General features: G+C 67.3%; 17 protein-coding genes and 1 other annotated feature. Of the genes, 12 read left to right on the top strand and 5 right to left on the bottom strand.

All coding sequences use genetic code 11. The annotated features are described in order from the left end of the window. Positions 1 to 28 precede the first annotated feature (28 nt). From JNX00_RS08090 to JNX00_RS08080, 3 genes are read right to left on the bottom strand one after another with little or no spacing between them, the layout of a single operon-like run. Positions 29 to 1,249 carry a helix-turn-helix domain-containing protein gene (locus tag JNX00_RS08090; protein ID WP_204744642.1) on the bottom strand — a complete coding sequence of 407 codons (1,221 nt, stop codon included), beginning with the start codon at positions 1,247 to 1,249 and terminating at the stop codon, positions 29 to 31. Positions 1,250 to 1,303: 54 nt separating this feature from the next. Then, a complete protein-coding gene (map, locus tag JNX00_RS08085; RefSeq protein ID WP_204744641.1) occupies positions 1,304 to 2,095 on the bottom strand; it encodes a type I methionyl aminopeptidase in 792 nt (263 codons plus the stop codon). After that, positions 2,092 to 2,355, bottom strand: coding sequence for a ParD-like family protein (locus JNX00_RS08080; protein ID WP_070398219.1), 264 nt, complete (start codon positions 2,353 to 2,355; stop codon positions 2,092 to 2,094). The genes map and JNX00_RS08080 overlap by 4 nt, the downstream gene beginning before the upstream one ends. Before the next feature lie 163 nt (positions 2,356 to 2,518). Here JNX00_RS08080 and JNX00_RS08075 point away from each other — a divergent pair, with 163 nt between their 5' ends. Further along, positions 2,519 to 3,085 (top strand): hypothetical protein, encoded by a 567-nt coding sequence (locus JNX00_RS08075; protein ID WP_204744640.1) that lies wholly within the window; start codon positions 2,519 to 2,521, stop codon positions 3,083 to 3,085. Here the strand turns inward: JNX00_RS08075 and JNX00_RS08070 are convergent. Continuing rightward, positions 3,076 to 3,897, bottom strand: a complete 822-nt coding sequence (locus JNX00_RS08070; RefSeq protein WP_070398269.1) for an IclR family transcriptional regulator — start codon at positions 3,895 to 3,897, stop codon at positions 3,076 to 3,078. The two genes, JNX00_RS08075 and JNX00_RS08070, sit on opposite strands and share 10 nt — an antisense overlap. Positions 3,898 to 4,044: 147 nt before the next feature. Between JNX00_RS08070 and JNX00_RS08065 the strand changes: the two genes are divergently transcribed. From JNX00_RS08065 to JNX00_RS08015, 11 genes are all read left to right on the top strand, one after another. Beyond that, on the top strand, positions 4,045 to 4,857 hold the full coding sequence (locus JNX00_RS08065) for an SDR family NAD(P)-dependent oxidoreductase (protein ID WP_070398221.1): 813 nt from the start codon (positions 4,045 to 4,047) through the stop codon (positions 4,855 to 4,857). A 47-nt stretch (positions 4,858 to 4,904) separates the two neighbouring features. Then, positions 4,905 to 5,921, top strand: a complete 1,017-nt coding sequence (locus JNX00_RS08060; protein WP_070398222.1) for a TRAP transporter substrate-binding protein — start codon at positions 4,905 to 4,907, stop codon at positions 5,919 to 5,921. A gap of 1 nt (position 5,922) precedes the next feature. Further along, positions 5,923 to 7,803 (top strand): TRAP transporter large permease subunit, encoded by a 1,881-nt coding sequence (locus tag JNX00_RS08055; RefSeq protein ID WP_204744639.1) that lies wholly within the window; start codon positions 5,923 to 5,925, stop codon positions 7,801 to 7,803. Between the two features lie 17 nt (positions 7,804 to 7,820). Then, entirely contained in the window at positions 7,821 to 8,813 is a 993-nt protein-coding gene (locus tag JNX00_RS08050) for a thiamine pyrophosphate-dependent dehydrogenase E1 component subunit alpha (protein ID WP_204745019.1), read from the top strand. Next, positions 8,804 to 9,790: a transketolase C-terminal domain-containing protein gene (locus tag JNX00_RS08045; protein ID WP_204744638.1), complete on the top strand. Its 987-nt coding sequence runs from the start codon at positions 8,804 to 8,806 to the stop codon at positions 9,788 to 9,790. The genes JNX00_RS08050 and JNX00_RS08045 overlap by 10 nt, the downstream gene beginning before the upstream one ends. Before the next feature lie 35 nt (positions 9,791 to 9,825). Next, the gene (ilvC, locus tag JNX00_RS08040) at positions 9,826 to 10,842 is read left to right on the top strand and encodes a ketol-acid reductoisomerase (RefSeq protein ID WP_116961076.1); all 1,017 of its coding nucleotides are present in this window, start codon (positions 9,826 to 9,828) and stop codon (positions 10,840 to 10,842) included. A gap of 25 nt (positions 10,843 to 10,867) precedes the next feature. Next, positions 10,868 to 11,665 (top strand): SDR family oxidoreductase, encoded by a 798-nt coding sequence (locus JNX00_RS08035; protein WP_204744637.1) that lies wholly within the window; start codon positions 10,868 to 10,870, stop codon positions 11,663 to 11,665. Between the two features lie 307 nt (positions 11,666 to 11,972). Next, positions 11,973 to 13,089 (top strand): IS3 family transposase gene (locus JNX00_RS08030; protein WP_204744636.1). Its coding sequence is split into 2 segments (ribosomal slippage): positions 11,973 to 12,226 and positions 12,225 to 13,089, totalling 1,119 coding nucleotides; the frame shifts between segments, so codons are not numbered across the junction. Positions 13,090 to 13,994: 905 nt separating this feature from the next. Continuing rightward, a protein-coding gene (locus JNX00_RS08025) for an IS3 family transposase (RefSeq protein WP_204744635.1) occupies positions 13,995 to 15,130 on the top strand; the annotation gives its coding sequence in 2 pieces (ribosomal slippage) (positions 13,995 to 14,247 and positions 14,247 to 15,130; 1,137 coding nt in all). A 592-nt stretch (positions 15,131 to 15,722) separates the two neighbouring features. Beyond that, a protein-coding gene (locus JNX00_RS08020) for an IS3 family transposase (RefSeq protein WP_204744634.1) occupies positions 15,723 to 16,954 on the top strand; the annotation gives its coding sequence in 2 pieces (ribosomal slippage) (positions 15,723 to 16,011 and positions 16,011 to 16,954; 1,233 coding nt in all). Next, positions 16,001 to 16,117, top strand: a sequence feature (AL1L pseudoknot). Its footprint overlaps the gene before it by 117 nt. Positions 16,955 to 17,124: 170 nt before the next feature. Then, positions 17,125 to 17,661, top strand: a complete 537-nt coding sequence (locus JNX00_RS08015; protein ID WP_204744633.1) for an AAA family ATPase — start codon at positions 17,125 to 17,127, stop codon at positions 17,659 to 17,661. Positions 17,662 to 17,944: 283 nt separating this feature from the next. Here the strand turns inward: JNX00_RS08015 and JNX00_RS08010 are convergent, their stop codons facing one another. Beyond that, complete coding sequence (locus JNX00_RS08010) at positions 17,945 to 18,265, bottom strand: hypothetical protein (protein WP_204744632.1); 321 nt, start codon at positions 18,263 to 18,265, stop codon at positions 17,945 to 17,947. Between the last annotated feature and the right edge of the window lie 26 nt (positions 18,266 to 18,291).

The following is an 18,291-nucleotide window of genomic DNA, read 5'->3' as shown; positions in this document are numbered from 1 at the left end:
CGCCACACGCGGCGCCTTGAGGTGCACTCTAGTCAAGCGGCAGCGAAGCGGGGAGTAACAAGATCGTCGTGAATCCCGCCAGCGGCGGCGCCAGCCAGCGGCGCGCGCGGGCCTGTCCGATGGCGCGCGCACGGCCCTGGTCCTGGAGCTCCGCCAGGGCGCGCTGCACCGTGCGCTGGCTGGCGCCCAGCGCCAGGGCCAGGGCCGACGTGGACCAGGCCGCGCCATCGGACAGCAGCGCCTGCAGCGCGGCCTGCTCGCCCTCGATCGGCGGCGCCAGCACGATCACGGGCCGCTCGTCCCGGGGCACGAGCCGAAAACCGCGCGGCGTGGCCGTGATGTCGGCCACGCCCGCCGCCATGGCGCGCAGGCGACCGATCTCCACGCGCAGCCGCGCGCGGTGCGTCTCGTCGGGGTGCTTCGTTCGAAAGGCGCGCGCGATGAGCGCTTGCCGGTCCACGTCGCCGGGCCAGGCCTGCGCCAGCGCGAACGCCAGCGCGAACAGCACCGGGCGGCTGGCGAGCGACTGCCATGCCGCGCCCGCGCTGAGGCCGCGCCGGCAGGCGTCCACCACCAGGGCGCGCGACGCGAGCAGCGCCTCCACGTCCTGCAGGCGAAGCACCTGCTCACCACCACCACCCACGCGGCGCGCGGCCGGGCGGTCCAGGGCCGCGCGGGCCTCGTCCACCTCGGCCCGCAGCGCGGGCACGCCCGCGCGCTCGGCCGCCTGCGCTGCGCGCGCCAGCGCCTGGCGCGCCGGGCCGGTGCGCAGCGAGCGCAGCGCGAGCTCCGCCGCGGTGAGGTGGGCCAGGGCGGCCAGTGGCGGCGGCAGGGCCTGGCCATTCAGCGGCGCCAGCTGCGCGGCGGCCTCGTCCAGCCGCCCCATCAGCAGCGGCCAGCGCGCGGCGATCAGCTGCGCCCGCAAGGCATTGGCCCTGTCACCGCGCGCGGCCAGGGCCTTCGTGGCGGCCAACAGCGCGCGCGGCGAGCCCCCCAGCTCGCGCTGGGCCAGCGCCACCTCGGCCTCGGCCACCACGCAGCGCGCGCGGGCCAGGGCCTCGTGCGGTCCGAACCCCTTGCCCGCGCGCCGCAGCAGCTCGCGGGCGCGCGGGTACTCGCCCAGCTGCGCCATCGCGGTGCCGCGCAGGGCCAGCGCGGGCGGGTCCTCGCGCAGCGCCACGCGCTGCAGCGCGCCCAGCGGATCGCCGGCGGCGAGCGCGCGGGCGGCGGCGGCGATGAGGGAGTCCATGGGCGCGCAGCTTAGCGGCCTCGCCCCAACCGGCCCAACCGGCCCAACGGGCGCTCACACCGGCGCGTACGCCCCCGTGCCGTCCGGCCAACGCGTCAGCACCTCATATCCCTCGGGCGTCACCGCCACCATGTGCTCCCACTGCGCCGACAGCGAGCGGTCCTTGGTCACGACGGTCCAGCCATCGGCCAGGGTGCGCGTCTCGCGCCGGCCGGCGTTGAGCATCGGTTCGATGGTGAACACCATGCCCGCTTCCAGCCGCAGCCCTTCCCCGCGCTGGCCGTGGTGCAGCACATCCGGCTTGTCGTGGTAGACCCGCCCGATGCCATGCCCGCAGTACTCGCGCACGACGCTGAAGCGCTCGCGGTGCGCGACCGACTGGATGGCATGACCGATATCGCCCAGCGTTGCACCGGGCCGGACCTGGCGGATGCCGGCCACCATGGCCTCGTAGGTCGCGTCCACCAGACGGCGGGCCAGGATGCCGGGCTCGCCGACGAAATACATGCGGCTGGTGTCACCGAACCAGCCGTCCTGGTTGACGGCGACGTCGATGTTGACGATGTCGCCCTTCCTCAGGATCTTGTCGGGCGAGGGAATGCCGTGGCAGACGACCTGGTTGACGGAGGTGAGGATGGTCTTGGGGTAACCGTGGTAGCCCAGGTTCGCGGGGATGGCGCCTTGCACGTTCACGATGTGCTCGTGGCAGATGCGGTCGAGCGCCTCGGTGCTCACGCCCGGCACCACGTGGGGCGCAACGGCGCTCAGCACCTCGGCCGCCAGTTGGCCGGCGCGCCGCGCCTTCTCGATGCCCTCGGCGGACTGGATGGTGACGCCCTGGGTCATCCGCGTTTTCCGTTCGATGGCGCGCGGGAATGGCGGCCCTTGCCCTCGGGCGTGACCGCCACCGCGATGTCCAGCCCCCCCTCGAGTTCGGCCCGGACCAACAACTGCGCAATCGCCTGGTGGTCCAGGTCCGGGTGCAGCTCGGCCAACATGCCCACGCGCATCCAGTGTTCGGCTTGCGCGTTGATGGAGCGGCCGAGGGCGTTGCTCGCCACGCGCAGGTTCTCGTGCATCCGGTCCGAGATTTTCACGATGCCCATGGATCAGCGTATATACGAAACATATACGAATTATATAAACCCGGATGGCGCTCGTGTCCAGGGGCGCTGACAGGGGCGCAGCCCCCGCGGAAACATCTGCGAACACCCTTTCGCCGGCGCTGCGCGCAGACTGCGCGCTGCCCCCCACCACCTGACGCGACCCATGAAGCCCCTCCCCCTCCTGGTCTCCCTGAGCGCCGTGGCCTTGGCGCCCGCCGCGCTGGCACAGGCCCCCGCGCCCCAACCCGCGGCCAAGCTCGCTTCCGCCGCCCAGACACCGACCCAGAAACGCGCGCCCCTGGCCCGCTCCGCGGCCAAGGCCGTGGAAGAAGCGACGCCGATCGACGAAGACACCGACGTCTCCCTGAGCGACGCCGACCTCGCGGTGGCCCAGCGGGTCTACGTCGGCAACATCCCCTGCGAACTGGGCAACACCGTGCAGGTCACGCCCGCCAAGCGGCAAGGCTTCTTCATCCTGCAGGTCGACAAGCCCCGCAAGGCGCGCTACTTCATGCACCCCGTGGAAAGCCGCACCGGCGCCATCCGCCTGGAAGACCCGAAACGCGGCGCGCTCTGGCTGCAGCTGGGCAACAAGTCCATGCTCATGAGCCAGAAGCTCGGCCTGCGGGTGGCCGACGAGTGCATGAGCCCCGAGCAGGTGACCCTGGCCGACGAGATGAAGCGCAACCCGCCCAGGAGCATCCTGGAGCCGGCAGAACCTCAGCGGTAGGCCGCAGACGGCGCCTCACCCTCGCCCTGCGCGGCCCGGCTCATCAGGTCGCGGCCGATGTTGAGCATGCGCTCGCCGAGCGCGGCGCGGCGCGTCGGGTGCAGGCGCGATTCGCTCGCCACCAGCACGATGGCGCCCACCGGCCGGCCGTCGCGCTGCTGCAGCGACACCCCCAGCGCCCAGTAGCCCGGCACCACGATGCCCGGGATCACCGCGTAGCCGCGTTCGCGCGTCTCGGCCACCAGGTGGCGGATCACCGCCACCGGCGACTTGGGAAAGTGCTCGTCGATGTAGGGGCCGTTGACCGACAGCGCGTGCTCCACCTCGTCGTCGGGCAGCGCGGCCAGGATGGCCAGGCCGCCCGCGCCCACGCCCAGCGGGTGCCGGTCGCCCAGGCGCAGCGCGTCGCTGGGGATGGGGCCGTGCCCCGTCTCGCGCGACAGGCAGATCGCCTCCAGACCCTGCACCACCGAGAAGAACACCCAGTCGCCGGTCTCCAGCGCCAGCGCGCGCAGCGAGGCCGTGGCCAGGCGCTGCAGCGAGTAACTGGGCTCGGCCGCCAGCCCCACCACGAAGGACTCCGGCCCCAGGCGGTAGCAGCGCGTGGCCGGGTCGTGCACCACGAAGCGCTCGTCGGCCAGCGTGTGCGTGAGCCGCACCGCCGTGGCCTTGCTCAGGCCCAGGCGGCGCCCGATCTCGCCGATGCGCAGCCCCTCGGGCTGATGGCGCGCCAGCAGCTTCAGGATGCCCAGCCCCCGCCTCAGGGTCTGCGCGCCGGCGGTTTCGCCAGCCGGTGGTTCGGGTGTGTTCATCTTGGTGAAAACCCGCAAACCGCGGATCACATAGTGGACTGCTTTTGCGGACGGATTCAGGGTTTTCCTCTGACGCAGCCCCGGGTTGTGCTGCCAACATCGGTCCATTCGATTCACATTCTGGACATTCAACCTCACAAGGGCGAGATGGACAACCCCAATCAGCACGGCGGGCGCATCGCCCTGGTCACGGGCGCCGCCAGCGGCATCGGTCTGCAGATCGCGCAAGACCTCGCGCAACAAGGCGCCACGGTCTGCATCGTGGACCGCAACGGCCCGGCGGCCGAGCAGGCCGCGCAGGGCATCCGCCAGGCCGGCGGCCAGGCCGAGGCCCTGGTGCTGGACCTGGCCGACGCCGAGGCCATTCAGCGCGCCATGGCCGCGCTGGACCGGCGCGTCCCGCGGGTGGACATCCTCATCAACAACGCTGGCGTGGTCTCCACGCAGCCGCACGACCAGGTTTCGCTGGCGCAGTGGAACACCACGCTGGCCATCAACCTCACCGCCCCCATGCTGCTCACGCAGGCGGTGCTGCCCGGCATGAAGCGCCAGCGCTGGGGCCGCATCGTCAACGTCTCGTCCATCAGCGGCGTGCGCGCGGGCACCGGCCGCCTGGCCTATGGCAGCTCCAAGGCCGCGCTCATCGCCATGACGGCGCAGTTCGCCATCGAACTCGGCGAGCACGGCATCACCGTCAACGCCATCGCGCCCGGCTTCGTGGACACGCCCATGATCCGCACCCTGCACGGCAGCTCCAAGGCCAACACCTACCTCGACGTCTGCCCCATGCACCGCTTCTGCTCACCGGCCGAGGTCTCGGCCGCCGCGCTGTTCTTCGCTTCCGAGCAGGCCAGCTTCGTGACCGGCCAGACGCTGGGCGTGGACGGTGGCTACCTCGCCAGCGGCCTGTACATGCGCCAGCTGTTCGACATCCCCGCCGCCACCGCGCCCGCCGCCTGAGCCGCACCGCTTTCCCCGCCAGTCCCACCACACAGAGGAGACACACGATGAGCCTTTCCCGCCGCACCCTGATCAAGGCCACGGGCATTACCGCGGCCAGCATCGCCGCGCCGCTGAAGCTGGCGTACGGCCAGAACGCCGAGTTCACCTTCAAGTACGCCAACAACCAGCCGCCGCAGCACCCCATGAACGTGCGCGCCAAGGAAGCGGTGGAGGCCATCAAGAAGGAAACCAACGGCCGCATGGACATCCAGCTGTTCCCCAGCAACCAGCTCGGCTCCGACACCGACACGCTGAGCCAGCTGCGCTCGGGCGGCGTGGAGATGTTCAACCTCTCCGGCCTCATCCTGTCCACCCTGGTCACGCCGGCCGCGCTCAACGGCCTGGGCTTCGCCTTCCCCAACTACGACGCCGTGTGGAAGGCCATGGACGGCGACGTCGGCGCCTACATCCGCGCGCAGATCGCCAAGGCCAACCTGCACGCGCTCGACCGCATCTGGGACAACGGCTTCCGCCAGACCACCTCGTCCACCAAGCCCATCAACACGCCGGCCGACCTCGAGGGCTTCAAGATCCGCGTGCCGGTGTCGCCGATGTGGACCTCGATGTTCAAGGCCTTCGGCTCCTCGCCGATCTCGATCAACGCCTCCGAGATGTACACGGCCCTGCAGACCAAGGTCGCCGACGGCCAGGAGAACCCGTTCGCGGTCATCTCCAACTTCAAGCTCTACGAGGTGCAGAAGTACTGCTCGCTCACCAACCACATGTGGGACGGCTTCTGGACGCTGATCAACCGCCGCGCCTGGGACCGCCTGCCACCCGACGTGCGCGACATCGTCGCCAAGCACATCAACGCCGCCGCCGTGAAGGAGCGCGTGGACGTGGCCGCCAACGAGGCCACGCTGCAGAAAGACCTCACGGCCAAGGGCATCGTCTTCAACTCGCCCGCCACCGCGCCCTTCCGCGAGAAGCTGCGCAGCGCCGGCTTCTACGCCGAGTGGAAAGCCAAGTTCGGCGACGAGGCCTGGGCGGTGATGGAGAAGTACACCGGCAAGCTGGGCTGACATGAGCGAACTCATCGCCGGCACCTCCGCCGACGCCGACGGCGCCTTCAAGGGCGCCGTCCTTCACGACACGCGCCGCAGCCCGTTCTGGCTCAAGCCGCTGGAGGCCGTCTCGGCCCTCCTGATGCTCAACATCACGGTGCTGCTGCTCGTGGGCGTGATCTCGCGCTACCTGTTCAACAAATCCCTGGTGTGGTCCGACGAGGTCGTCTCGATCTCCTTCATCTGGCTCACCATGCTGGGCGCGGCCATCGCGGTTCACCGCAACGAGCACCTGCGCCTGGGCCTGTTCGTCGACCTGCTGCCGCCGCGCCTGCGCGAGTTCGTGCACGCCTTCGCGCTGGTGGCCATCGCCGCCGTGCTGCTGGCGCTCGTCGGCCCGGCCATCGACTACGCCAAGGACGAGTGGTTCATCCACACGCCGGCGCTGGACCTGCCCAACACCTTCCGCGTCAGCTCCATCGCCTTCGGCTTCATCGCCATGCTGGCCCTCATCGTGCAGTACGCGGGCCGCTCGGCGCGCAAGCTCGACCTGGTGCTGGCGGTGCTGCTGGTGGCGGCCGTCGCGGGCCTGTGCTGGCACTTCTCGCCGCAGCTCATGAAGCTGGGCACGGCCAACATCGGCTTCGTGCTCATCGGCTTCGCCGCCGCCTGCCTGGTGGCCGGCGTGCCCATCGCCTTCTGCTTCGGCATCGGCGCGGTGTGCTACCTGGCCTTCACCACGCACGTGCCGCTCACCGTGGTCATCGGCCGCATGGACGAGGGCATGTCCAGCCTGGTGCTGGTCTCGGTGCCCATCTTCGTGCTGCTGGGCTGCATCCTCGACGCCACCGGCATGGGCAAGGCCATCGTCGACTTCCTGGGCTCGCTGCTCGGGCACGTCAAGGCCGGCATGTCCTACGTGCTGCTGGGCTCGCTGTTCATCGTCTCGGGCATCTCGGGCTCCAAGGTGTCCGACATGGCCACCGTGGCCCCCGCCCTCTTCCCCGAAATGAAGCGCCGCGGCCACAAGCCACGCGAGATGGTGGCCCTGCTGGCCACCGGCGCCGCCATGGCCGACACCGTGCCGCCCAGCATCGTGCTCATCGTGCTGGGCGCGGTGGCCGGCGTGTCCATCGCGGGCCTGTTCCAGGCCGGCTTCGTCATCGCCATGGTGCTGCTGGCCGTGCTGCTGGTGCTGGCTCGCTGGAAGGCGCGCCACGAGGACATGAGCCACACCCAGCGCGCGCCGATGCAGATGGTGGGCCGCTTCCTGCTGATCGCCGCGCCCGCCCTGGTGCTGCCCTTCCTCATCCGCGCCGCGGTGGGCGAAGGCGTGGCCACCGCCACCGAGGTCTCCACCGTCGCCGTGGTCTACGCGCTGTTCGTGGGCCAGGTGATGTATGGCGGCATCGGCCTGCGCAAGTTCTACGACATGCTGGTGGAAACCGCCGCGCTCTCGGGCGTGGTGCTGCTGGTGCTGGGCTCGGCCTCGGCCATGGCCTGGTCCATCACGCAAAGCGGCGTGGTGCAGCACCTCTCCGGCTTCATGACCACGCTGCCCGGCGGCTGGGTCGGCTTCATGGCCGTCACCATCCTGGTCTTCGTGGCCCTGGGCTGCCTGCTCGAAGGCCTGCCCGCCGTGCTGCTGCTCGCGCCCATCATGTTCCCCATCGCGCACAAGCTGGGCATCAACGACGTGCACTACGCCATGGTCATCGTCTGCGCCATGAACATCGGCCTGATGATGCCCCCCATCGGCGTGGGCTTCTACATCGCCTGCCGCATCGGCGACGCACCGCCCGACGAGGTGATCGGCGCCATCTGGCCCTACCTCATCGCGCTGCTGGTGGGCGTGCTGATCATCGCGGCCGTGCCGGGCATCACCACGCTGGCCCTGTGACCCATCCAACCGTCTCCATGATCGATCTCTACCGGACCATGGCGCGCATACGCGCCTTCGAACTCGCGGCCGAGGTGGCCAGCCAGGGCGGCGTGGGCGTGCTCGGCGCCAAGGTGGACGAGCGCGCCAAGGTGCGCGGTCCGCTGCACCTGTCCATCGGACAGGAGGCCGTGGCCGCCGGCGTCTGCGCCCACCTCACGCGCGAGGACCTGCTCACCAGCACCCACCGCGGCCACGGCCACACCCTGGCCAAGGGCGGTGACATGCGCCGCATGATGGCCGAGCTGTTCGGCCGCGCCGGCGGCAGCAACGGCGGCAAGGGCGGCTCCATGCACATCGCCGATTTCTCGGTCGGCATGCTGGGCGCCAACGGCGTGGTCACGGCCGGCCTGCCCATCGCCTGCGGCGCGGCGCAGGCGCTCAAGCTGCAAGGCAAGCCCCACCTCGTGGCCTGCTTCTTCGGCGACGGCGCCACCAACCGCGGCCCCTTCCTCGAAGCGCTCAACTGGGCCGCCGTCTACCGGCTGCCCGTGCTCTTCGTCTGCGAGGACAACCGCTACTCCGCCACCACCGCCACCGCCGGCCTGAGCGCCGGCCCCGGCGTGGCCGCGCGCGCGGCGGCGCTGGGCGTGCCCGGCGAAACCGCCGACGGCAACGACGTGGAGGCCGTGCACGCGGCGGCCGGCCGCCTGGTCGCCAGGATCCACGCGGGCGAAGGCCCGCAGCTGCTGCACGCCCTCACCTGGCGCGTGCGCGGCCACGTTTCGGTGGACACGCAGGGCTACCGCGACCCGCAGGACCTGCAGGGCGCCATCGACGCCGACCCGCTGCGCCGCGCGCGCGAACGCGCCCTGGCGCGCGGCGCCACGCTCGCGCAGCTCGACGCCATCGACGCCGAGGTGCGCGCCGAGATCGACGACGCCGTGGCCTTCGCCGACGCCTCGCCCGCGCCCGACCCGGCCAGCGCGTTCACCGACATCCAGACCACCGGAGCCGGCCCATGGCACTGATCCGAACCACCTACGCCGACGCCGCCGTGCGCGCCCTGGCCAACGCCATGCGCGCCGACCCGCGCGTCGTGGTGCTGGGCGAGGACGTGGGCCGCGGCGGCATCTTCCAGCAGTACAAGGGCCTGCAGGCCGCCTTCGGGCCCGAGCGCGTGATCGACACGCCCATCTCCGAGGCCACCATCGTCGGCGCCGGCGTGGGCATGGCGCTCGTGGGCATGCGCCCCGTGGTGGAAATGCGCGTGGTCGACTTCGCGCTCTGCGCCATGGACGAGATCGTCAACCAGGCCGCCAAGAACCGCTACATGTTCGGTGGCCAGGGCCGCGTGCCGCTGGTGATGCGGCTGCCCATCGGCTTCTGGTCCAACTCGGCGGCGCAGCACTCGCAAAGCCTGGAGGCCTGGTTCGCCCACCTGCCCGGCGTGGTGGTGATGTGCCCCGCCACCCCGCAGGACAACTACAGCATGCTCACCCAGGCCCTGCGCGGCGAGGACCCGGTGATCTACATGGAGAACAAGGAACTCTGGGGCCTGGAGGGCGACGTGGACGAATCCCTCGTCGCCACGCCCGGCCGCGCGAACGTTCTGCGGCGCGGCGATGACCTCACCCTCGTGAGCTGGTCCGCCGCCGTGCGCACCGCCAGCCAGGCCGCCGACGAGCTGGCCGCGTTGGGCGTGCGCACCAGCGTCATCGACCTGGGCACGCTCTGGCCCTGGGACCGCGACACCGTGCTGGCCGACTGCGCGCGCACGCGCCGCCTGCTGGTGGTGCACGACGCGGTGCAGGCCGGCGGCTTCGGCGCCGAGGTGGCCGCCACCGCCGCGCAGGCCACGGGCTGCCGCGTCGGCCGCCTGGGCGCGCCGCGCATTCCCGTGGGCTACGCCACGCGCCTGGAGACCGTGGCCCGCGTCTCCCCGTCCGCCGTCGTCGAGGCGGCGCAACAGCTCATGGCCGACGCCGCGCAGGCGACGGCCGCCTGATCCCCCTTCTGTTTTCACCCACCACCGACAAGACCATGAAAGTTTTCTACGACAAGGACTGCGATCTGTCCCTCATCAAGGGCAAGACGGTCGCGATCATCGGCTACGGCAGCCAGGGCCACGCGCACGCGCAGAACCTCAACGACAGCGGGGTGAAGGTGGTGGTGGGCCTGCGCAAGGGCGGCGCGAGCTGGGACAAGGTGGGCAAGGCCGGGCTGAAGGTGCTGGAAGTCAACGAGGCGGTGAAATCGGCCGACGTGGTGATGATCCTGCTGCCCGACGAGCAGATCGCCGAGGTCTACCGCAACAACGTGGAGCCGAACATCAAGCAGGGCGGCTCGCTGGCCTTCGCGCACGGCTTCAACGTGCACTACAACCAGGTGGTGCCGCGCGCCGACCTGGACGTGTGGATGGTGGCGCCCAAGGCGCCGGGCCACACGGTGCGCAGCACCTACGCGCAGGGCGGCGGCGTGCCGCACCTGGTGGCGGTGCACCAGGACAAGAGCGGCAAGGCGCGCGATCTGGCGCTGAGCTACGCCATGGCCAACGGTGGCGGCAAGGCCGGCATCATCGAGACCAACTTCAAGGAAGAGACCGAGACGGACCTGTTCGGCGAGCAGGCGGTGCTGTGCGGCGGCGCGGTCGAGCTGATCAAGATGGGCTACGAGACGCTGGTGGAAGCCGGCTACGCGCCCGAGATGGCCTACTTCGAGTGCCTGCACGAGTTGAAGCTGATCGTGGACCTGATCTATGAGGGCGGCATCGCCAACATGAACTACTCGATCTCCAACAACGCGGAGTACGGCGAGTACGTGACGGGTCCGGAGGTGATCAACGAGCAGTCGCGCGCGGCCATGCGCAACGCGCTCAAGCGCATCCAGAACGGCGACTACGCCAAGATGTTCATCCTGGAGGGCCGCACGGGCTACCCCAGCATGACGGCGCGCCGGCGCAACACGGCCGAGCACAGCATCGAGGTGGTGGGCGCCCAGCTGCGCGCCATGATGCCCTGGATCGCCAAGAACAAGCTGGTCGACCAGAGCCGCAACTGATCCCGAACGAAGGAACGCCCACGCCATGCCGCAGGACGTACAGGAACACAAGGTCGCCATCGTCACGGGCGCGGCGCGCGGCATCGGCCTGGCCAGCGCGCGCTGGTTCCTGGCCCGCCAGTGGCGCGTGGTCATCGTCGACAAGGACGCGCCGGCGCTGAACGCGGCGCGCGAACAACTCGAATGGGAAGCGCCGGGCCGCTCGCTCGCCCTGCCCGCCGACGTGTCCCACCCGGCGCAGGTGGCCGAGGTGGTAGCGACCGTGGACACCACCTGGCAACGCATCGACGCGCTGGTGAACAACGCCGGCGTGGCCGTCTTCAAGCCGCTGGTGCAGACCAGCTTCGAGGAGTGGCGCTACGTGATGGCCACCAACCTCGACGGCGCCTACCTCTGCAGCCAGGCCGTGGTGCCGGTGATGCGCCGCCAGGGCGGCGCCATCGTCAACATCGCCTCCATCTCGGGTCTGCGCGCGAGCACGCTGCGCGTGGCCTACGGCACCAGCAAGGCCGCGCTCATCCACCTGACCAAGCAGCAGGCGGTGGAGCTCGCGGGCCTGGGCATCCGCTGCAACGCCATCGCGCCCGGCCCGGTGGAAACGGCCATGGCCAAGCAGGTGCACACGGCGGAGATCCGCGCCGACTACCACGCGGCGGTGCCGCTCGCGCGCTACGGCTCGGAAGAGGAGATCGCCAACGGCATCGGCTTCCTCTGCTCGCCGGAGGCCAGCTACGTCACCGGCCAGGTGCTGGCGGTGGACGGCGGCTTCGATGCGGCTGGGGTGGGCTTGCCCACGCTCAGGCGGGATTTCGGCGGGGTCTGAGGGGTTCGTCTTCTTCAGGATGGTGCGGCACCCGCCGTTGGGTGCGGCGGGTGGACGGGCCGAGGGCCCGGGGGGCTTTGCGGCGGGCTTCGATGCGCGGCCCCTCGGCCAGCGAAGAGGCTGGCACGCGCGAGCGGGAAGCCATTGCCCGGTGTTGGCGAGCTCAAGCTTCATCTTTCAATGGACGCCAATGCGATGGCCACAAATGGCCAATTGCTCGAACAACTGACACGACAGGGAGGTGACCTGCCCGGTTTCTTCGGTCCAATAGTTTCTAGGAAGATGGCTCCCAACCTGCGAGGAGCCCATGAGGAAGAGCCGATTCAGCGAAGAACAGATGGTCGCGATCCTGCGAGAAGCAGAGCGCACCAGCGTGGCCGAGGCCGCCAAGAAGCACAAGGTCAGCGAGCCCAGCATCTACGCCTGGCGCAAGCACTTTGGACAGATGGACGTTGCTGACGTCAAACGCCTCAAGACACTGGAGGTCGCGAACGCGCGGTTGAAGAAGCTGCTGGCCGAGCGCGATCTGGACATCGAGGTTCTCAAGGAGATCAACGCAAAAAATGGTGAGCCCGCAGGCCCGACGCGAACAGGTCGCGCTCGCTTGCGAGCGTGGCCTGTCAGAGCGGCGGGCCTGCGGGCTCATCGGGCTGGCGCGATCGGGCTTGAGGTATGAACTGCGCCTGCCGGCCAAGGATGCCCCTGTCATCGCGGCCATGCGCGCGCTCTCGGCGCAGTACCCACGCTACGGCTACCGGCGCATCCGCATCTTCCTGGGCCGCCAGGGCTTCGAGTTGAGTTGGTCGCGCGCGCATCGCCTGTGGCGCCAGGCTGGCTTGCTGGTGCCCAGGAAGAGGCCGCGCCGTCGCGTGGCCAGCTCGCGACCGCGGGCCTACACGCCCTTCAAGGCCAACGCGGTGTGGGCCTACGACTTCGTCTTCGACACCACCGCCGAGGGGCAGCAGATCAAGTGCCTGACCGTCATCGACGAGTACACGCGCGAGTGCCTGGCGATCGACGTGGCCGGATCCATCCGTTCTCGGCACGTGGTGGAGGTGCTCTCGCGCCTGGTCAGCGTGCATGGCGCGCCGCTGTTCATGCGTTCGGACAATGGCCCCGAGTTCGTCAGTCAGGCCATCCTGGAATGGATCTCGCAGGCAGGTATTGGCACCGCCCTGAACGATCTCGGCAAGCCCTGGCAGAACGGCGCCGACGAGAGCTTCAACGGCAAGCTGCGCGACGAATGCCTCTCGCTGGAGTGGTTCCGATCACGCCGAGAGGCCGCCGTCGTCATCGAGGCCTGGCGCAGGCACTACAACACCGTGCGCCCCCACAGCAGCCTGGCCTACATGACCCCTCACGAGTTCAAGAAACATCAACTGCACAATCCACCCATTCCCAACCGGGCCGTCTTACAGGAATGAATGGTCCGAATAAGCCGAGCAGGTCAGGGCATACTCAGGTTGGTTGGTTGAGAAGGCCACCGCTGCAAGATCTTGGTTTCCTCCATATGGAGATCAAAGGAATCCTCATGCACCTCCAAAATAGGTTGATCCGAGTTTTCAAGTACTTTTGCTCATTGTTTTCCGCGGTAGTTCTGGTTAATCTAGTGTTTTTCTCTAGTTTGGAAAAGACGGGTCGAGTTATTGCCATTGCACTATGCTTCTTCATCGCGCTTTACTTTGGCATGAGGTTACTTGCAAGACGCTCAGCTTTGGGGTTGTGTTCGGTGCCTGCTGACGATCTTCGGGAAAGCATTCACTACTGCGATGGGGTTTCGCTGGCGCTGTTGATTCTCCTATTCACGCTATAGTCGAAATTGCCTCGCCGACATTCTCACAAGATTTCGCTTGGGCCAGTGCTTTCATAGCCACGGCTTTGCCTCTTTCATTTCCACACAGAGTCAAGGCCAAGCACCAGTCAGCCGTGCCCATTTACTAGCACCACCCCAACCGTTAATCGCTCCCGTCGCTCTAGGAAATGAAGTAGCCCGAGTCATCGGACATTTGATGCGAGACTTAAGTTTAATTCGCCGCATAAGGTTGCATGCTGCTTGGACCGTTTCGAAACACGCCCGTCGATCCAAAGGCCGGCTATCACCAAGTCCCTGTTGCTGTGATTGCATTGCCGAATTTGCGTAATTTTGCCTCGCGCAGAGCGGTGTTGATCGCACTTATGCTGGTCGATGCAATGCTATTGGTTCTTGGCGTAGTCGGGCAGCAGCGCCAGCGTGCATTAGTGGAGCAGCTCCAATTGCTGCTGCGCTGCCTCCCGATCTCCGTAGCGCGTAGGTCTAGAGTCCGATCAACCCGAGAAGGAGATCGGACCGATGAAGAAGCGATACACCGAGGAACAGATCATTGGCTTCCTGCGCGAAGCCGATGCCGGGCTGCCGGTCAAGGAGCTGTGCAGGAAGCACGGTTTCAGCGAACCGAGTTACTACGCCTGGAAGGCCAAGTTCGGCGGCATGAACGTCTCGGACGCGCAGCGGCTGAAGTCGCTGGAAGCCGAGAACACCAAGCTCAAGAAGCTGCTGGCCAACTCGATGCTTGAGATCGACGCGATGCGCGAGGTGCTCAAGGGAAAGTGAAGGCCGTGGCGGCCCGTCGGGAGGTCGTTCGGCAGTTGCAGGAGCTGGGCCTGAGCGAACGCCAGGCGCTGCGGCTGGTGGGCATGAGCGCCAGCACCCTGCGCTACCAACCCCGCGACGACGGCAATGGCGAGCTGCGCGAGCGCCTGACGCAGCTCGCCGGCCAGCACCGCCGCCACGGCTACCGCATGCTGCACAACCGTCTGCGATTCGACGGCTGGTCGATCAACGTCAAGCGCACCTACCGTATCTACCGCGAGGAAAGCCTGATGGTGCGTAAGCGCCGGCGCAAGAAGCTGCCCGTGCCCGAGAGGCAGTCCTTGGTACGCCCCACGCAACCCAACGAGTTGTGGAGCATGGACTTCGTGTTTGACGAGCTAGCCAACGGCCGGCGGGTGAAAACGCTGACGGTGGTTGATGACTGCAGCAAGGAGGTCGTGCAGATCGCCGTGGACACCTCCATCCCGGCGCTGTACGTCGCGCGCATGCTCGACCAAGTCGCAGCTCAGCGAGGCCTGCCCATGGTGATCCGGACCGACAACGGTCCGGAGTTCGCGGGACGCACGATGCAGGCCTGGGCGGCCAGAAACGGGGTGGAGCTGCGCTTCATCCAGCCAGGCAAGCCGGTACAAAACGCCTACATCGTGAGCTTCAACAGCCGCTTCCGCGACGAGTGTCTGTCGCAGCACTGGTTTGCCAGCCTGAGCCACATGCGCAGCGTCATCGACAACTGGCGCGAGGACTACAACCACCACCGGCCGCACAGCACCTTGGGGTACGTGCCGCCGGCCGTGTTCGCCGCGATGTGCCGCCAGCGCGCTGGCGGCACATCGCAAACCACCGCATCCACTACGATGCAATCCTCCGGACTCTAGATCGCGGTGCTACGAAATCTGGGGGCAGCGCACCTATGTGCAGGTGCAGCTACTGGTGTGTCATTCGCAGCGAAAGGGGTTTCTTACGCGCTAAATCCGCCTGGGCCAAGAGAGCTCATCATGGATACCACGACGACGATCTCGGGGCCGCTCGTCATTGACCGCCTTTTGACCATCTCGCCATTAGCCTGGTTTGCGACACAAGCCAGCACTTCTCTCGGAACTGAACTATTCAAGCAACACGCACGGCATGGTGACACGCAGGCTGCGGGTAAATAGGAGCGCTGATGAATACTTGGACACCGCCCCCTACCGATGCACAACGCAAGGCCTCGGTTCGTTCTCGCCAAGCGGCATACCTGTTTGCATTCTTTGCTGCAGTGGCCGGGGGCGGGCTCTTCGTTATCGAAGGATGGCCTGACTGGCTAGGTTATCTAGGCTGGTTGGCCGGAGTGATCGGATGGGTGTTGTTCGTGAGGTCGCGACAGGAGCTTGCCCCTCCTGGAAAGGGTCCATTTGGAGGTCCGGGCTAAGCTTGGGTGAATCGCCCCGGTTTTTTTGAGGAGGCTCAACACTCTGAGAGGATTGAGCCATGAGCAAGTCGAACAAGTTCTCACCCGAGGTGCGTGAGCGTGCGGTGAGGATGGTGCAGGAGCACCGAGGGGAGTACCTGTCGCTGTGGGCGGCCATCGAGTCCATCGCGCCCAAGATTGGCTGCGTGCCGCAGACGTTGAACGAATGGGTCAAGCGCGCCGAGGTTGATGCTGGCGTGCGTGAAGGGGTCACGACAAGTGAGGCCCAGCGGGTCAAGGAGCTGGAGCGCGAAGTCAAGGAGCTGCGCCGGGCCAACGAGATACTGAAGCTGGCCAGCGCGTTTTTCGCCCAGGCGGAGCTCGACCGACGGCTCAAGTCCTGAAGGACTTCATCGACAAACATCGCGATGCCTTCGGGGTCGAGCCGCTCTGCAAGGTCTTGCAGGTCGCCCCGTCGGCATATCGAAGGCATGCGGCGCTGCTGCGCGAGCCCTACAAGCGCTGTGCCCGGGCTCATCGCGACGAGATGCTGATGCCACAGATTGAACGTATCTGGCAGGCCAACATGCAGGTCTACGGCGCCGACAAAGTGTGGCGGCAACTGGCACGCGAAGGTGTTGTCGTGGCCCGCTGCACGGTCGAGCGATTGATGCGCAGGCTCGGGCTGCGTGGCGTGATGCGCGGCAAGGTCGTGCGCACCACGGTCGGCGATGCGAAGGCGCCATGCCCGTTGGACCGGGTGAATCGGCAGTTCCGTGCCGAGCGGCCCAACCAGTTGTGGGTCAGCGACTTCACGTACGTCTCGACCTGGCAGGGCTGGCTGTACGTGGCCTTCGTCATCGATGTGTTTGCCAGGCGCATCGTCGGCTGGCGGGTGAGCAGTTCGATGCGAACGGACTTCGTACTTGATGCGCTGGAGCAAGCTCTCTACGCCCGGCAGCCTGAACGCGATGGAAGCCTGGTCTGTCACTCCGACAGGGGCTCGCAGTACGTCAGCATTCGCTACACAGAACGACTGGCAGAAGCGGGCATCGAACCGTCTGTGGGAAGCAAGGGCGACAGCTATGACAACGCCTTGGCCGAGACCATCAACGGGCTCTACAAGGCCGAACTCATTCATCGCCGAGTACCCTGGAAAACCAAGGAGGCCGTGGAGTTCGTAACGCTCGAATGGGTGTCGTGGTTCAACCACCATCGCCTGCTCGAACCCATCGGGTATATCCCGCCAGCAGAAGCCGAGGCAAACTACTACCGGCAACTCGCCAGTCAGAACACCGAGGTGGTGGCCTGACTTAAACCAAACAGCCTCCGCGAATCCCGGGGCGATTCAAACTGCCAGCCTATTGGATGGCCGCGCAAGCTGTGCCAATGACAGGTTTTGGATGGGATGCTCACCGTCACTTCAGGGCCCCAAGCAGTCGTCCTCCCCTGACTACGACGCCTTACAGATTTCAGTCTTCAATGAATCAGTCGAATGAAATCCTCATCCTCACCGGTACTCCTGGCGCAGGAAAAACGACCACAGCCAAAGCGTTAGCAGAGGCGTCAGGCTCGCCCAAGGTACATCTTCATTGCGATGACTTCTGGCACTTCATCAGGCACGGCGCGATCCCTCCATTTCTGGAAGCGGCGCACAAACAAAACCAAACGGTCGTAAAGGTGCTGGCCCAAGCGGCAGAGGGCTATGCGAAGGGCGGCTACTTTGTGATTGTGGATGGCATCGTCGGGCCGTGGTTTCTGGACGCCTTCATTGGACTTTCGGTGCGCCTTCACTACATCGTGCTTCAGATCGATGTCGAAAGCGCAATTGCGCGCTGCCAATCTCGTGGTGGCGACACGCTTACCGACGCGAAAGCTATTGCGTCCCTGCATCGCCAGTTGTCCTCCCTGGGGGTGTTGAGCAAGCATGCACTGGACGTACGAGGCCTGTCGCCAGAACTCACAGCGGCTGCCGTAGTTGGAGCAGTTGAAAGCGAGATGTTTCTTCTGAACGCCTAAGCGTCTGAGTTGGCGCCCCCCCCTTGGTTGAGGACCGTCCGCTGCTGGCCAGTTGCAGAAATCGTAGCCGAGAGAAGCAAACGCTTGCCGGCCATCTACCGATGGCTCTCTGTCTCAACCACTCTGGCTGCAGCGTGGGCCAGTCGAAGCAACAAGGGCTCAAGCGATGCGCGCCCTGCAGACGAGCCTCCCCAAAGCCTTGATGTCTCGCCCATGCCAGGACCACGCCAGTGATGCCCGCCCCTGACACGCCAACCCGTTGGCGCGCAGCAGGTAGCCGCCCTCACTCCCGCTCCACCCAGGCCCCGCCCTCTTCGTCCCGGCACCACTGCCGCCAGCCATGGCGGTACGCGTGCTGCACATAGGGTCCGCGCAGGATGCGGGGGTCGGCTTCGGTGCTGTGTTCCTGGCCCAGCAGGTAGACCGCGCCGGCCCAGGCGCTGACCCGCGTGGGCCGGGCACGGCGCAGGGCTTCGTCCGCGAGGGCCGCCGCCTGCTCCACCGAACCGGCGCGCACCAGCAAGCCCGTGTCCGGCCCGTTGGGGCCGCCGGTGAAGGGGTCGTCGGCATCGTTGCCCCAGCGGATGACTTCGTACAGGTTCATGAAAAACGTCACCCGTTTCAAGGGCC

This window comes from Hydrogenophaga sp. YM1, assembly GCF_016903055.1.
In the GTDB taxonomy this organism is placed as follows: domain Bacteria; phylum Pseudomonadota; class Gammaproteobacteria; order Burkholderiales; family Burkholderiaceae_C; genus Hydrogenophaga; species Hydrogenophaga borbori.
The sequence above is the reverse complement of the archived record's forward strand: the minus strand, read 5'-3'. Positions and strand labels throughout refer to the sequence as shown.

Bases quoted from the DNA above. Each gene is read 5' to 3' on its own strand.
- JNX00_RS08090 (WP_204744642.1), bottom strand. From the start codon at position 1,249: ATGGACTCCCTCATCGCCGCCGCCGCCCGCGCGCTCGCCGCCGGCGAT.
- map (WP_204744641.1), bottom strand. From the start codon at position 2,095: ATGACCCAGGGCGTCACCATCCAGTCCGCCGAGGGCATCGAGAAGGCG.
- JNX00_RS08080 (WP_070398219.1), bottom strand. From the start codon at position 2,355: ATGGGCATCGTGAAAATCTCGGACCGGATGCACGAGAACCTGCGCGTG.
- JNX00_RS08075 (WP_204744640.1), top strand. From the start codon at position 2,519: ATGAAGCCCCTCCCCCTCCTGGTCTCCCTGAGCGCCGTGGCCTTGGCG.
- JNX00_RS08070 (WP_070398269.1), bottom strand. From the start codon at position 3,897: ATGAACACACCCGAACCACCGGCTGGCGAAACCGCCGGCGCGCAGACC.
- JNX00_RS08065 (WP_070398221.1), top strand. From the start codon at position 4,045: ATGGACAACCCCAATCAGCACGGCGGGCGCATCGCCCTGGTCACGGGC.
- JNX00_RS08060 (WP_070398222.1), top strand. From the start codon at position 4,905: ATGAGCCTTTCCCGCCGCACCCTGATCAAGGCCACGGGCATTACCGCG.
- JNX00_RS08055 (WP_204744639.1), top strand. From the start codon at position 5,923: ATGAGCGAACTCATCGCCGGCACCTCCGCCGACGCCGACGGCGCCTTC.
- JNX00_RS08050 (WP_204745019.1), top strand. From the start codon at position 7,821: ATGATCGATCTCTACCGGACCATGGCGCGCATACGCGCCTTCGAACTC.
- JNX00_RS08045 (WP_204744638.1), top strand. From the start codon at position 8,804: ATGGCACTGATCCGAACCACCTACGCCGACGCCGCCGTGCGCGCCCTG.
- ilvC (WP_116961076.1), top strand. From the start codon at position 9,826: ATGAAAGTTTTCTACGACAAGGACTGCGATCTGTCCCTCATCAAGGGC.
- JNX00_RS08035 (WP_204744637.1), top strand. From the start codon at position 10,868: ATGCCGCAGGACGTACAGGAACACAAGGTCGCCATCGTCACGGGCGCG.
- JNX00_RS08015 (WP_204744633.1), top strand. From the start codon at position 17,125: ATGAATCAGTCGAATGAAATCCTCATCCTCACCGGTACTCCTGGCGCA.
- JNX00_RS08010 (WP_204744632.1), bottom strand. From the start codon at position 18,265: ATGAACCTGTACGAAGTCATCCGCTGGGGCAACGATGCCGACGACCCC.